At 70.4% G+C, this 13762-nt stretch carries 11 protein-coding genes; 6 read left to right on the top strand and 5 right to left on the bottom strand.

Annotated elements, in window-relative coordinates; translation table 11 throughout:
• Positions 1 to 78: 78 nt before the first annotated feature.
• A complete protein-coding gene (locus QC282_RS28145) occupies positions 79 to 1290 on the bottom strand; it encodes an ROK family transcriptional regulator (protein ID WP_279552390.1) in 1212 nt (403 codons plus the stop codon).
• Between the two features lie 55 nt (positions 1291 to 1345).
• Here QC282_RS28145 and QC282_RS28140 point away from each other — a divergent pair, with 55 nt between their 5' ends.
• The 3 genes from QC282_RS28140 to QC282_RS28130 all read left to right on the top strand — a co-directional run bounded on the left by QC282_RS28140 (position 1346) and on the right by QC282_RS28130 (position 3981).
• On the top strand, positions 1346 to 2434 hold the full coding sequence (locus QC282_RS28140) for a Gfo/Idh/MocA family oxidoreductase (RefSeq protein ID WP_279552389.1): 1089 nt from the start codon (positions 1346 to 1348) through the stop codon (positions 2432 to 2434).
• A 41-nt stretch (positions 2435 to 2475) separates the two neighbouring features.
• Positions 2476 to 2961: a heme-degrading domain-containing protein gene (locus tag QC282_RS28135; RefSeq protein WP_279552393.1), complete on the top strand. Its 486-nt coding sequence runs from the start codon at positions 2476 to 2478 to the stop codon at positions 2959 to 2961.
• 144 nt (positions 2962 to 3105) lie between these two features.
• Positions 3106 to 3981 (top strand): LLM class F420-dependent oxidoreductase, encoded by an 876-nt coding sequence (locus QC282_RS28130; protein ID WP_279552388.1) that lies wholly within the window; start codon positions 3106 to 3108, stop codon positions 3979 to 3981.
• Between the two features lie 195 nt (positions 3982 to 4176).
• Here QC282_RS28130 and QC282_RS28125 read toward each other — a convergent pair whose 3' ends face one another.
• The 3 genes from QC282_RS28125 to QC282_RS28115 form a co-directional block, all read right to left on the bottom strand.
• The gene (locus tag QC282_RS28125) at positions 4177 to 5034 is read right to left on the bottom strand and encodes a fumarylacetoacetate hydrolase family protein (RefSeq protein ID WP_279552387.1); all 858 of its coding nucleotides are present in this window, start codon (positions 5032 to 5034) and stop codon (positions 4177 to 4179) included.
• Positions 5035 to 5210: 176 nt separating this feature from the next.
• On the bottom strand, positions 5211 to 5924 hold the full coding sequence (locus tag QC282_RS28120; RefSeq protein ID WP_279552386.1) for a membrane protein insertase YidC: 714 nt from the start codon (positions 5922 to 5924) through the stop codon (positions 5211 to 5213).
• Positions 5925 to 6016: 92 nt separating this feature from the next.
• Positions 6017 to 6328, bottom strand: a complete 312-nt coding sequence (locus QC282_RS28115) for a DUF6412 domain-containing protein (RefSeq protein WP_279552385.1) — start codon at positions 6326 to 6328, stop codon at positions 6017 to 6019.
• Positions 6329 to 6592: 264 nt separating this feature from the next.
• On the opposite strand from QC282_RS28115, the gene QC282_RS28110 reads away from it, so the two are divergent.
• Complete coding sequence (locus tag QC282_RS28110; protein WP_279552384.1) at positions 6593 to 8068, top strand: glycoside hydrolase; 1476 nt, start codon at positions 6593 to 6595, stop codon at positions 8066 to 8068.
• 300 nt (positions 8069 to 8368) lie between these two features.
• A complete protein-coding gene (locus tag QC282_RS28105; protein WP_279552383.1) occupies positions 8369 to 9379 on the top strand; it encodes a hypothetical protein in 1011 nt (336 codons plus the stop codon).
• A gap of 72 nt (positions 9380 to 9451) precedes the next feature.
• Here QC282_RS28105 and QC282_RS28100 read toward each other — a convergent pair whose 3' ends face one another.
• Positions 9452 to 10441 carry a YDG/SRA domain-containing protein gene (locus QC282_RS28100; RefSeq protein ID WP_279552382.1) on the bottom strand — a complete coding sequence of 330 codons (990 nt, stop codon included), beginning with the start codon at positions 10439 to 10441 and terminating at the stop codon, positions 9452 to 9454.
• A 161-nt stretch (positions 10442 to 10602) separates the two neighbouring features.
• Here QC282_RS28100 and QC282_RS28095 point away from each other — a divergent pair, with 161 nt between their 5' ends.
• Complete coding sequence (locus tag QC282_RS28095; RefSeq protein WP_279552381.1) at positions 10603 to 13761, top strand: DEAD/DEAH box helicase; 3159 nt, start codon at positions 10603 to 10605, stop codon at positions 13759 to 13761.
• The last annotated feature ends 1 nt before the right edge of the window (position 13762 follow it).

Here is a 13762-nt window from a genome sequence, read left to right as displayed (position 1 = left end):
AGAGCAACCCGCTCTTCCGCGTGCGGTACGCCCACGCCCGTACCCGCGCCCTCCTGCGCAACGCCGCCGACCTCGGTTTCACCCCCGAGCCCGGCCCCCTGGCCAACCCCGGCGGCAGCGCCGGGACCGCCGCCCCGGCACCCCGCCCCCCCCCCGCCCCTCCCTCCGGGCCCGCGCATCCAGCACAGCCGCAACCCCCCGCACGAACTCCCCCGGCGCCCCCTCCACCGTCCGCCCACCGAGCAGCACGAGGTCAATGTCCAGCAGCCCCACGAGGTTCGCGGCCCCGGCCCCCAGCACCCGCGCCGCCTCCCCCATCTCACCCCGCGCCACGGCGGCCAGACACAGCGCCTCGACGCACCCCCGGTCCCCGCACCCGCACCGCGGCCCGTCCAGCTGAATGACCTGGTGCCCGAACTCCCCGGCCCCGGTCCGCGCCCCCCGGTGCACGGCCCCGCCGATCACCAACCCGGCCCCCAGCCCCGTACCGAGATGCAGGTAGGCGAACGAGGAACCGCCCCCGCCCTCCCCCTTCGCCGCAAGCCCCAGTGCCGCGGCATTGGTGTCCTTGTCCACGACGACCGGCACCCCCAGCCGCCGCGCCAACGCGTCCCGCAGCGGAAAGCCGTCCCACTCGGGAAACCCGGTGACCCGCTGCAACACCCCGCGCGCATGATCGAGCGGCCCGGGCAGCGCAACCCCCACACCGAGCACCGAAAACGAACAGGAACCCCCCACAGCCTCCGCACCGAGGGCACCGGCAGCGCCACCGGCACAGGCACAGGCACCGGCACCGGCGGCGCCACCTGCATCACCAGCAACACCCGCACCACTAGAACCACGGGCACCACCTTCACCACCGGCACCACCACCCCCGACCAACGCCCCGACCTCCCGCCCCACCACCCCCACCACGGCATCCGCCCCGGCGCCCAGATCCACCGCACACCGCCGCTCCGCCACCACCACCCCGTCGAGATCCACCAGCACCGCCCGAAGCTCGTCCCGGTCCAGATGCACCCCCACCGCGTGCCCCGCCTCCGGCACCAGCCGCAGTACCGTCCGCGGCTTGCCCCCCGTCGACGCCCGCCGCCCGGCCTGCGCCACGAGCCCGTCCTCCCGCAGCCGCGCCGTGATCTTGCTGACCGCCTGCGGGGTGAGCCCGGTCCGCTCGGCCAGTTCCAGCCGGCTGATTCCCCCGGCGCCCGCCGTGCGCAGCAGGTCGAGCACCAGCGCGGTGTTGTGGCTGCGCAGGGCGAGCAGGTTCGCGCCACCGTTCGTCCTGTTCACGCTGCCATTCTCGCCCCTACTTGCACTTTGGCAACACCGTTGCGAAAGTGGACGCATGACTGGTACTCCCCCCGGCACCCCCCTGCGTGTCGGCCTCGTGGGCTACGGCCTCGCGGGCTCCGTCTTCCACGCCCCGCTGATCGCCGCCACCGAGGGCCTGGCCCTGGACACGGTGGTCACCTCGAACCCCGAGCGGCAGCAGCAGGCCCGCGCCGAGTTCCCGGACGTCCGCGTGGCCGCGTCGGCGGACGAGCTGTTCGACCGCGCCGACGAACTGGACCTGATCGTCGTCGCGTCGCCGAACAAGACGCACGTCCCGCTCGCGACCACGGCCCTGAATGCCGGTCTGCCGGTCGTCGTGGACAAGCCGGTCGCGGGCACGGCGGCCGAGGCGCGCGAGCTGGCCGCCCTCGCCGAGGAGCGGGGCCTGCTGCTGTCCGTCTTCCAGAACCGCCGCTGGGACAACGACTTCCTGACCCTGCGCAGGCTGCTGACCGCCGGCGAGCTGGGCGACGTATGGCGGTTCGAGTCGCGGTTCGAGCGGTGGCGCCCGCAGCCGAAGGGCGGTTGGCGGGAGTCCGGCGACCCGGCGGAGATCGGCGGCCTGCTCTACGACCTCGGCAGCCACGTCGTCGACCAGGCACTGGTCCTGTTCGGCCCGGTGACCTCGGTGTACGCGGAGACGGTGATCCGCCGGCCGGGCGCGCAGACGGACGACGACACGTTCATCGCGCTGACGCACGCCGGCGGCGTCCGGTCCCACCTCTACGTCTCGGCGACGACCGCCCAGCTCGGCCCGCGCTTCCGGGTGCTCGGCTCGCGGGCGGGCTACGTCAAGTACGGCCTCGACCCGCAGGAGGCGGCCCTGCGCGAGGGCAGGCGGCCGGGGCCCGACGCGGCGGACTGGGGCACCGAGCCCGAGTCGCTGTGGGGCCGCGTCGGCGCCGGCGAGTCCCCGCTGACCGGCGGCGGACTCCCCGAGCCGACCCTGCCGGGCGACTACCCCGCCTACTATGCGGCCGTGGCGAACGCCCTCCGCGGCGGCGGCCCGAACCCGGTGACCGCCCGGGAGGCGGCGGCCGCGCTCGACGTCCTGGAGGCGGCCCGCCGTTCGGCCCGCGACGAAGTGGTGGTGAAGCTGTGACTCCCAGTCAGAACAACCCGCACAACCCGCGCAGCCAGGAACTGACCCCGAAGTTCCATCCGGAGCTCAGTCCGACCCTGGAGGAACTGGAGGCGCAGGAACGCCGCCTGGTCTTCCGGCAGTTCACCTACGACGACGCCTGGGCGCTCGGCTCGCTGCTGGTGGAGATGGCCCGGGAGCGGCAGGCGCCGGTGGCCGTCGACATCCACCGCGCCGGCCAGCAACTGTTCCACGCGGCGCTGCCGGGCTCCACCCCGGACAACGACGCGTGGATCGCCCGCAAGCGCCGGGTCGTGGAGCGCTACGGCAGCGCGTCGTACCTGGTGGGCGCCCGGTTCCGGGCCAAGGGCACGTCGTTCGAGGAGTCCTCGCGGCTCGATCCGGACACGTACGCGGCGCACGGCGGTTCGTTCCCGATCACCGTCGAGAACGTGGGCGTGATCGGCGCGGTGACGGTGTCCGGGTTGCCGCAGCTCCAGGACCACCGCTTCGTGGTGGAGGCACTGGAGCAGTTCCTGAAGACGTGACCCGCACCGGGACCCGGACCCCCGACCCCCGACCCCGGACCCCGGACTCCGGACTCCGGACCCCGGGATTATCCGGGGCCGCCCTCCGGTTGGGCGTGGTGTACGACTGACGATCACCGCACCCCACCGGAGGGACCGGCACCGATGAGCGGCACCGCAGTGAGCCTGAAGGAATCCGTCGGACGGTACGGCGTCTGGAGCGCGGCCCTGCGCTCCGAGGACCCGGACGGGCGGGATGAACGCGCCGAGGCCGCCGCCGAGTTGGAGGAGCTCGGCTTCGGCGCCCTCTGGCTCGGCGGCAGCAGTTCGGCCGACCACGCGCAGCCCTTGATCCGGGCGACCTCCCGGATCACCGTCGGGACCAGCATCCAGAGCATCTGGCAGCACGACGCGGAGGCGAGCGCGGCGGCCTTCGCGGAGCTGGAGGCCGCCCACCCGGGCCGTTTCGCGCTGGGCCTCGGGGTGAGCCACGCCAAGCTGGCCGAGCAGTACCGCCGCCCGTACTCCGCCCTGGTCGCCTACCTCGACGCGCAGGACGCCGCCGGGGTGCCCGCGGACCGCCGGGTGCTCGCCGCCCTCGGCCCGAAGACGCTGGAGCTGGCCCGGGACCGGGCGGCGGGCGCGATCCCGTACCTGGTCACCCCGGAGCACACGGCGCAGGCCCGCGGCATCCTCGGCGAAGGTCCGCTGCTCGCCCCGGAGTTGAAGGTGGTCCTGGAGGCGGACCCGGCCCGCGCCCGCGAGCTGGCCCGTGGCGTCCTGGCCATGTACCTGTCCCTGCCGAACTACACGAACAACTTCCTGCGGCTCGGCTTCACGGAGGACGACCTGACGGACGGCGGCAGCGACCGCCTGGTGGACGCGGTGTTCGCGTGGGGCGACGAGTCCCGCATCCGCGACCGCATCGCCACGTTCCACGCGGCGGGCGCGGACCACGTGGCGCTCCAGGTGGTCACCGGCACCGAACGGGACACCCTCCCCAGGACGGAATGGCGCCGCCTGGCATCGCTGCTGGCGTGAGGTGACGCCCCGAGGGGCGCGCGGGGCCGCGTCCGAAGCGCGGCCCCGCCAGGAGCGCACCCGGGCGCGCCCCACCACCCCGGACCACGCACCCGCGACGACCCACGGCTCCGCTCCGCCGTGCATCCGCTCCGCCGTGCAGCCGCGACCCAGCCCAGCCCCACCCCCGCCTCGCCCCGCCTCGCCCGCGGAGCGCTACGCGTCCTTCAGCTCCTGCCGCTGCCGCCCCAGCCCAGGGATCTCCAGCTCCACGACGTCCCCGGCCCGCAGGTACGGCTTGGGCTCCGGGTGCCCCATCGCCACCCCGGCGGGCGTACCGGTGTTGATGACGTCACCCGGGTACAGGGTCATGAACCGGCTGACGTACCGGACGACTTCGCCGACCGGGAAGATCTGGTCGGCCGTCGTGCCGTCCTGCTTCAGCTCGCCGTTGACCCACAGCTTCAGGGCGAGGTCCTGCGGGTCGGGCACCTCGTCGGCGGTCACCAGCCAGGGCCCCAGCGGGTTGAACGTCTCGCAGTTCTTGCCCTTGTCCCAGGTGCCGCCCCGCTCGATCTGGAACTCCCGCTCGGACACGTCGTGCGCGACGGCGTACCCGGCGACGTGGCCGAGCGCCTCCTCGGCCGAGTCGAGGTAGCGGGCCGTACGGCCGACGACGACCGCGAGCTCGACCTCCCAGTCGGTCTTCACCGAACCGCGCGGCACGAGCACGGTGTCGTACGGGCCGACCACCGTGTCCGGCGCCTTGAAGAAGACGACCGGCTCGGCGGGCGGCTCGGCGCCGGTCTCGCGGGCGTGGTCGTGGTAGTTCAGCCCGATGCACACGATCTTGCCGATGCGGGCCAGCGGCGGCCCGATCCGCAGCCCGGTGCCGTCCAGCACGGGCAGCTCGCCGGCGTCGGCCGCGGCGCGGAGCCGGTCGAGCGCCGCGTCGTCGGCGAGCAGCGCCCCGTCGATGTCCGGTACCAGGCCGGACAGGTCGCGCAGGGTGCCCCCGGCGTCGAGCAGCGCGGGCCGTTCCTGCCCCGCCGTACCGACTCGCAGCAGCTTCATGATCACAATCTCCCTCGATCGCGGTCGCCCGCCGACCACGTGCGACCCGGGTGCGGCGGGCGCGGCCGTCGGCGGACTTGGCTGATCCTCCACGAGGAGCGACCAGCCCGCAATACCCCGTTCACGGACTGGACCGCGCCGCCCGCCCCGAGGGCTGACCGGTGGAGCCCGAGGGCTCACCGGTAGAGCACGGCCCGTTCGACGGCGCTCCACGTCGTGCTGGTCACCACGTACAGCGCGGCGGCGAGCGGCACGACGGCGACGCTGATCAGCGTGAAGAACGACAGGAACGGCACGACCCGGTTGACCGCACCGAGCCCCGGCACCTGCTCCCCGCTCGCGGCCGCCATGGCGGGGTTGGCGGCCATGGTCCGCTTGGTGCGGCGGCAGGTGAACGCGGCGACGGCCGCGACGAACGCGAACAGCGCGACGTAGACGAGCCCGGCGTCCCCGAACACGCCGCCGCCCCCGAGGGCGTCCGCCCAGCGCCCGCCGAGGGGCGCGGCGAACAACTGGTGGGCGAGCAGTTCGTTGGCCCGGCCGCCGATCGTCGTGCTGGAGAACAGGTGGTACAGCAGGAAGAACGCGGGCGCCTGGCACAGGCTGGGCAGGCAGCCCGACAGCGGCGACACCTTCTCCTCGGCGTGCAGTTCGAGCACGGCCCGCTGGAGCTTCTCGGGATTCCTGGCGTGCTTGCGGCGCAGCTCGGCGATCTTCGGCTGGAGCGCGGTGCGGGCCCGCTGCCCGCGCGCGGCGGCCAGGGACAGCGGCAGGACCAGGAGCCGTACGAACGCGGTGAACAGGACGATGGCGGCAGCGGCGGCACCGGCGCCGAACAGCGGCTGGAGCAGGTCGGCCAGGTGCCCGACCAGGTTGGCGAAAACGGACATGGGTGAGCCCTCCGGGGGTCTCGTCGTGCCGGAAGAGGAGATGGCGGCATGACGACCCGCGCGGGGTCACGGTCCGATGAGCGGCTGGTGCCCTACGCGACGGTCGCCGGGAGGGCGAGTCCGGGTGCCCGGGGCCGGGTGCGCCCCTTGGCGTCGGGGTCGCGTTGCGGCAGGAAGGCGGTACGCCGGTTCCGGTCGCGGATGGCCGTACGCACCCGGGTGGGCGGCACGGCGGGCGCGCAGCGGGCGACGATCACGGAGCAGACGGTGAGCGCGGACCCGGCGGCGGCGGTCGCGGCGAGGGCGACGGTGGCGGTGAGGCTGCCGGTGTCGAGCAGCAGCACCTGGAGCAGCAGCACGAGCGGCACGAGGGCGGGACGCAGGCCGGCGCGACCTTCTCGCACGGCTGCCTCCCTCCGCCTTCGACCGACGTGACACGCGTGGTGCGAGATTACCGCAGCGCCGCGCCGGCCGACTTCATGCAGGGGTTTGAGAAAGGGCCGTAAGAAACCGTGCCGCCCCTCTCGACAACCCCGGGCACCGCCCCCATGCTTCCTGTTGACCGGCGGCCGGGGGCCGCGTCGAACGGCCATCACCCATCCCTGGACACGCTCATGGCATGCCCACGACAGGCGCCGCATGAGGCGTCCTCACTCACCGGAGAAGCGATGATCCGACGCAGAACCCTGCTGGCGGCCGCGGGTGGCACCCTCCTCGGCAGCGGCCTGGCGACCGGCACCGCGCACGCCGACGCCACGGTCGGCGTCAACCCCTCGACCACCTACGGCACCTGGGAGGGCTGGGGCACCTCCCTGGCCTGGTGGGCGAACGTCTTCGGCACCCGGGACGACTTCGCCGACCTCTTCTTCACCACCCAGCAGGTCGCGTACGGCGGCCGGACGCTGCCCGGCCTCGGCCTGAACATCGCCCGCTACAACCTCGGCGCGTGCAGCTGGAACAGCGTGAACGGCGAGACGATGGTCGCGTCGCCCAACATCCCGAAGTTCAAGCAGATCGAGGGCTTCTGGCAGGACTGGAGGAACGAGGACCCGGAGTCGTCCGCCTGGAAGTGGTCGGCGGACGCGGCGCAGCGCGCGATGCTGGTGAAGGCCACGCAGCGCGGCGCGATCAGCGAGTTGTTCGCCAACTCCCCGATGTGGTGGATGTGCAACAACCACAACCCGTCGGGCGCGGCCGACGGCGGCAACAACCTCCAGACGTGGAACTACCGCCAGCACGCGGCCCACCTGGCGGCGGTGGCCCTGCACGCCCGCCGGAACTGGGGGGTGAACTTCGCGACGGTCGACCCCTTCAACGAGCCCAGCTCCGGCTGGTGGACGGCCACCGGCACGCAGGAGGGCTGCCACATGGACGCCGGTGTGCAGGCGGCCGTACTGCCGCACCTGCGCAGCGAGTTGGACAAGCGGGGCCTGACCGGCACCCGTATCTCGGCGTCCGACGAGACGAGCTACGACCTGGGCCGCACCACCTGGAACTCCTTCTCCGCGAGCACGAAGTCCCTGGTCCACCAGGTGAACGTGCACGGCTACCAGGGCTCCGGCGGGCGCCGCGACCTGCTCTACACGGACGTCGTGACCACGGCCCGCAAGGTCCTGTGGAACTCGGAGACGGGCGACCGCGACGGCACCGGCATGACCATGGCGAGCAACCTGCTCTCCGACTTCCGCTGGCTGCACCCGACGGCCTGGGCGTACTGGCAGGTCATGGACCCGAGCCCCGGCTGGGCGACGATCGCGTACGACCCGGTGACCCTCCAGCCGGGCGCGGTGCAGACGAAGTACTACGTGCTCGCGCAGTTCTCCCGGCACATCCGCCCCGGCATGACGATCCTGGACACCGGCGTGAGCTACGCGGTGGCGGCGCTGGACCGGGCGGCACGGCGCCTGGTGATCGTGGCGGCGAACACGTCGACGTCCCCGCAGACCCTGACCTTCGACCTGTCCCGCTTCGCGACGGCGACGGGCGGCCCGTCCGGCCTGGTCCCGCGCTGGAACACGGTGACGACGGGCGGCGGCGACCTCTACACGGCCCACTCGGACACGTATCTGAACGGCACATCGGTGGCGGTGCCGTTCGCGGCACTCTCGGTGCAGACGCTTCAGGTGGACGGGGTGACGGTGTAGGGCGGGCGTTGGCGGCGGGGGGCGCGGGGCCGGTCGCGGGGTGCGGGCGGGCCGCCGGTACGGCGGGCGGTACCTCGGTACGGCGGCGCGGCGGGGGCGGTACGGCGGCGGCATGCTGACGTGACCGCGGTGCCGTGGCAAGGCGCCGGCGACGGTGACGTCGCGGCGAGGCAACAGCGGCGGCAACGTCGTGGCGAGGCGGTGGCGGCCCGGTGTCGGCACCGTGTCGGCGCGGTGGCGGAACGCGGCTGGCCTGCGGATACCTCACGTACGTCGGCGGGCGGCAGTACCGTGTCCCCCATGCGCCCCGACACGCCTGCCGAGAACGTCGACCACTCCGCCGAAGCGGCACGCCTGGAGCGAACCGCCGGCCTGTACCCGGAGGACGCCGAGGCCCTGCTGCTGCGGGCCGCGGCCCATCTGGAACTGGCCGGCGACCGCCCGGCGGCGACCGCGCTCTACGACCGCCTGCTGTCGTCGCCGGACACGCTGGAGGACCCGGTCCTGGTGCGGGCGCTCAAGGCGTCGAACCTGTGGGAGTACGACCACGAGGCCGAGGCCAGGGCGATCATCGAGGGCGTCCGCGCGGCGTCCCCGCGGGACCCGGCGGCGTGGGTGATCGTCGCGGAGGCGCTGGAGTCGCACGACGAACTGGAGGCGGCGCACGAGACGTTCACGGAGGGCGCGACCAAGTTCCTGAAGGACGCGCCGGAGCCTCCGAAGTCGGCGCACGCCCTCCTCTTCGGCCGCCACCGCGTCCGCCGCATGCTGGGCGTGGCCCACGACGAGTGGGACGCCCTCGCGGACACCCTGCACACGCTGCCGGTCTCCCTGGACGAGCTCCACGACCCGAAGCGCGTGTGGTCCCTCGGCTCGGACAACCCGGCGGAACTGGAGGCGGAGATCTTCCGCCTGCGCGCGGAACTGGGCGCCTACCGCGAGGCCCTGTCCCGCCCGTTCCCGGTGGCGGTCCTGCACTGGCCGACGGACGAACTGAGGGAACTCCTGGAGGCGTACCCGTCCCTGTCGGCGGAGTACCCGTCCCACGAGGAACACCTGGCCGCCATAGAGCAGTCCCTCCGCGAACTCGCCGCCTCCGGCACCCCCAACCTGGGCATCGTCACGGGCACGGTCCCGTCCTACGAGGCCTTCGCGGCCTCGGAGGGCACGTCCCCGACGGACACGACACTGCTGCCGCAGTACGCGACGACACTGGCGGCCCGCGGGCGGGCGATGCCGTGGCCTCCGCAGCGGGGGGCGGAGTGCTGGTGCGGGGCGGGGGGCGCTTATGGGGAGTGTCACGGGGTGTAGAGGGGGCGGTTGCTTAGCGGGGCATGCGCTCCCCGCGCCGCCCGCCCGCCTCTTCTTCCTACGAGGGTGGGTTCAACTCGCTGAGCCCACCCCGCGCTTACTCCAGTAATCCCGGTGGTAGCGCAGGTACTCCGGGTGGACGCGATGCCCCTTTTTCACCAGGAGCTTTGTCCGGAGACCTGCGCCGAATAGGCCAGCTCGCATGACGACCGACCAGTCGTGGTCGACAACGACCGCGCCGATGTCGAGCCGAACGTGGCAGTTCGGGCAGAGGCAAAGGATGTTGGGCTCCACGTCAGGGCCGTGGTGAGGCTTTCCCAAGGGCCTTATATGCGCGCCCTCGCTGTAGGGCTTGCCGTCCGGCCCTTCCAGCCGAAGGCCACAGAGCTGGCACTCCCCCTCGTAGAGGCTTTTGATTCGCCTCACTGCGGCCGTGTCCCGGACCAGACGGCGCACCTGCACGCTCCGCGAGCGCGGGAACTTCTCCTGCTGCTCGGCGGACTCGTCCAATGCGTCGATGATCTGGCGTTCAAGGTCGGTCTGGACCTGCTGGTCCTCCGGCAAACGCTCCAAGTCGAACTGGCAGATCTGAATCTCGGAGCCGTCCGGGGCGGGAGACTTCGAGGTTGCGGTACGAGCAGCTGTGATCCTGTACAGGCCGTCGTATCGATACCCGTCGGCCTTACTTGGCGAGTAGCGAGCATCTCCCTTGTACCCGCGGATCACGCGTATGTGATACCCACGCTGGTAGCTCCGCAGCAACGCGGCGTTGTCGAGGTAGGTCCACGACTGACTGCGGAGAAGCTTCTTCGTCTTCGGGTCCCTGTCCTTGCTTGGTGAGGCCCCCGTGTACTGGATCGTCTCCCACTCGTCCTGGTCGTCCTCGTAACCTCCGTGGAGGACGATCGCGTCTCCTACCTGGAGACCGTCCTCGTCTGAAACCCACGAGATGCCCCGTTGGTTATCCCTGTGCAGCTTTGCCTTCTGCACCTCCTTGCGCACAGCGAAGACTGCGCCTACCGGGACGCCTCGCACATGCCCGCCAACCCGTTCGATTTCCACGCGTCCATACTTGATCGAGATCGATCATTGCTGTCAAACCTCTTTTGGCTGACGGCGGGTTGTGGGCTCCTCACGCGCCACCTCGGACGACTTCGGCCCATGGTTGTCAGTGGTCTCTGTTACATATGAACGCAGCTGCCAGAGCGATCGAAGGAGCCTGAGTGTCTGAGCCGGAGGAGCTGGCCCAACCTGCTGCTGGCCTGTACGAACAGCTCATCACGCTCCGTTTCGAGCAGAAGCTGGAGCAGCTCTCCGAGCTCGGGTGGCATCCGGTGCATGACGCAGTCGGCCCTGAGTCAGTCCCTCATGTGCTCGCCCGGCACGTATCGCGCACGGTCAGCCGCGTCCTACGGAATCTCCCCGCCGAGGATCGTGTGCACGCGGCAAACCACATCTTGGAATCCATCAGCACGCTAGAGGGGGCGCAAGAGTGGGTAGATCTCGTCGCTGACGGTCCCCGCCAGCTCCTCGCACTGACGCGCCAAGAAGCGCCGGGCGTCTTCGCCGTCCGACCTGGCATCCCCTTGTCGGACACCGCCCTCATCACCAACTCCCCGGAAGACCCAAGCCTCGGCTTCGAACTGCGTACCGAGCTCGCGACCGCCGACCGCGTCGACCTCCTCTGCGCCTTCGTGAAGTGGCACGGCCTGCGCATCATCGAGCGTTCCTTGCAGGCCGCCCATGACCGAGGGGTGCCGATACGCGTCCTCACCACGACCTACATCGGCGCCACCGAGCGACGCGCACTGGACCGCTTGGTGCGGGAGTTCCATGCCGACGTAAAGGTCAGCTACGAGACGCGCTCAACCCGCCTGCACGCCAAGGCATGGCTATTCCGCAGGAACACCGGCTACGACACTGCGTACGTCGGCAGTTCCAACCTTTCGAAGGCGGCACTGCTGGACGGCCTTGAGTGGAACGTCCGTCTCTCTTCCGTGGCCACACCTGACGTTCTGCGGAAGTTCGAGGCGACCTTCGAGGCGTACTGGAGCGACCCGTCCTTTGAGGCCTACGACCCCGCCGTGGACGGCAGCCGACTCCAGGAAGCATTGGCAGTGGCCGGCGGGGTGTCCTCCACCCCGACCGCCCATCGCCCCATCACACTTTCCGGCCTAGAGGTCCGGCCGTATCCACACCAGCGCGACATGCTGGAAAGACTTGATGTGGAGCGCGAGGTTCACGACCGGCACCGCAACCTCCTGGTAGCGGCGACCGGGACAGGCAAGACCGTGATGGCAGCACTCGACTACAAACACCTGCGCCACAAGCACGGTCGCGACCTACGCCTCCTGTTCGTCGCTCACCGCAAGGAAATCCTGCAACAGTCCTTGCGGACCTACCAGGACGTCTTGGTCGACGCGAACTTCGGAGAGTCCCTGCACAGTGGAGAGATCCCTGAGCGCTGGACGCATGTCTTCGCCAGCGTGCAGTCGCTCAACGCGCGTGCGCTTGATCGCCTTGCTCCCGACCACTTCGACGTCATCGTGATCGACGAGTTCCACCACGGAACGTCGCCGACGTATCAGAAAATCATCGATCGCTTCCAGCCGCTGGAGTTGCTCGGGCTGACAGCGACGCCGGAGCGCATGGACGGCAAGAACATCCAGGACGAGTTCTTCGACGGGCGCATCGCTGCCGAGATGCGGTTGTGGGAGGCCTTGGAGAATGAGCTCCTATCTCCTTTCCACTACTTCGGCATCAGCGATAACACCGACCTGAGCGCGGTGGAGTGGAAGCGCGGGGCGTACGACACAAGCTCTCTGAGCAACGTCCTGACAGGCAACAAAGTACGAGCAGCCCTCGTGGTGAAGGCAGTTGAGGAAAAGGTCTCCGATCCGAGCCGGATGCGCGCGTTGGGCTTCTGCGTCTCGGTCGCGCACGCGCACTTTATGGCGGAGTCCTTCCGTGCGGCCGGGTTCTCGGCTGTCGCCCTGTCCGGTGAAACTCCGGCTGATCAGCGCCGCCAGGCCCTGACGGACTTGAGGTCCGGCGCGTTGCAGGTGATTTTCTCAGTCGACCTCTTCAACGAAGGCCTCGACGTCCCCGACGTAGACACCCTGCTCCTGCTCCGCCCCACCTCCAGCGCAACGGTCTTCCTGCAACAGCTCGGCCGAGGACTCCGGCGCTCCGAAGGCAAGGCCGTGCTGACCGTTCTGGATTTCATCGGCCAGCACCGCAAGGAGTTCCGTTTCGAGAACCAGTTCCGCGCGCTGACGAACCTGACGCGCAAGAGACTGCTCGACCACATCGAGCACGACTTTCCGCAGCTCCCCTCCGGGTGCGAAATCATCCTGGAGGAGAAGGCCAAGAAGACCATCATCGCCAACATCAAGGACCAGCTCAGCGTGAACGTCATCACGCTGGCCCGGGAAGTGGCTGCCTACGCAGAGCCGCAGCTCTCCCGTTACTTGGAGGAGAGCAGGCGGGAGATCAAGGAGCTCTACCGCGGTAACGGCAACTCCTGGACGGGCCTCCTGCGCCGCGCGAGCTTGCTCTCTGGAGAAGCGCCCGAAGGCGAAGCTGCCCTCCTCAAACGGATCTCGGCCTTCCTCCACGTAGACGACCCGCTGCGGGTAGCTGCGTACACGCGCATGCTGGAAGACGACGCCCCCGCCTACAGCGAGTTGGACGAGCAGGGGAAGGCGTACGCACGCATGCTCTTTTTCCAGCTGTGGCCGCTGGGTGGTGTCACGCGGAAGGGCTTTGCGAGCTACGAGGCAGGGTTTGCTGCGCTGCGACAGCAGGACGCGTTCCGCAGCGAGCTGCGCCAGGTATTGGCCTACAACCTCGCCCACACCGAACACGTCCCCATTGCGCTCCTCGGCGTTGGCGGCGACCGTGGCCTTCCCTTGACTGTGCATGCGTCTTACAGCCGCGAAGAGATCCTCCCCGCCCTTTGCCAGGCCGACGTCGGCGGCTTTATGCCCGGTGATTTCCGTGAGGGCGTCAAGTGGTGCGAGTCCATCAAGACCGACGCGCTCCTCATCACTCTGGAGAAGGACGAGAAGGACTTCTCCCCCCAGACCCGCTACCACGACTACGCACTGAGCGAGACCCTCTTCCACTGGGAGTCCCAGAACCAGACCGGGGAGGCGTCCACCACTGGGTTGCGCTATCAGCACCATGTCGCCCAGGGCAGCCACGTACTGCTATTCGTCCGCCGCTACAAGACCACGGACATCGGCGGAGCCCAGCCCTGGATGCTGCTTGGCCCAGCGGAGTACGTCACCCACAAGGGCAGCAAGCCCATGGCCATCACCTGGCGGCTGAAGCACCCGCTTCCGGCCGACGTATGGACGTACTCCTCGGCAGCGAGCTGAC

Origin of the sequence: Streptomyces sp. DH24 (genome assembly GCF_029813775.1) — a bacterium.
Lineage (GTDB): Bacteria > Actinomycetota > Actinomycetes > Streptomycetales > Streptomycetaceae > Streptomyces.
This window is presented reverse-complemented; position numbering and strand designations above follow the sequence as displayed.

Coding starts and splice junctions, on each gene's coding strand:
- QC282_RS28140 (WP_279552389.1), top strand. CDS start 1,346: ATGACTGGTACTCCCCCCGGCACCCCCCTGCGTGTCGGCCTCGTGGGC.
- QC282_RS28130 (WP_279552388.1), top strand. CDS start 3,106: ATGAGCGGCACCGCAGTGAGCCTGAAGGAATCCGTCGGACGGTACGGC.
- QC282_RS28125 (WP_279552387.1), bottom strand. CDS start 5,034: ATGAAGCTGCTGCGAGTCGGTACGGCGGGGCAGGAACGGCCCGCGCTG.
- QC282_RS28120 (WP_279552386.1), bottom strand. CDS start 5,924: ATGTCCGTTTTCGCCAACCTGGTCGGGCACCTGGCCGACCTGCTCCAG.
- QC282_RS28110 (WP_279552384.1), top strand. CDS start 6,593: ATGATCCGACGCAGAACCCTGCTGGCGGCCGCGGGTGGCACCCTCCTC.
- QC282_RS28105 (WP_279552383.1), top strand. CDS start 8,369: ATGCGCCCCGACACGCCTGCCGAGAACGTCGACCACTCCGCCGAAGCG.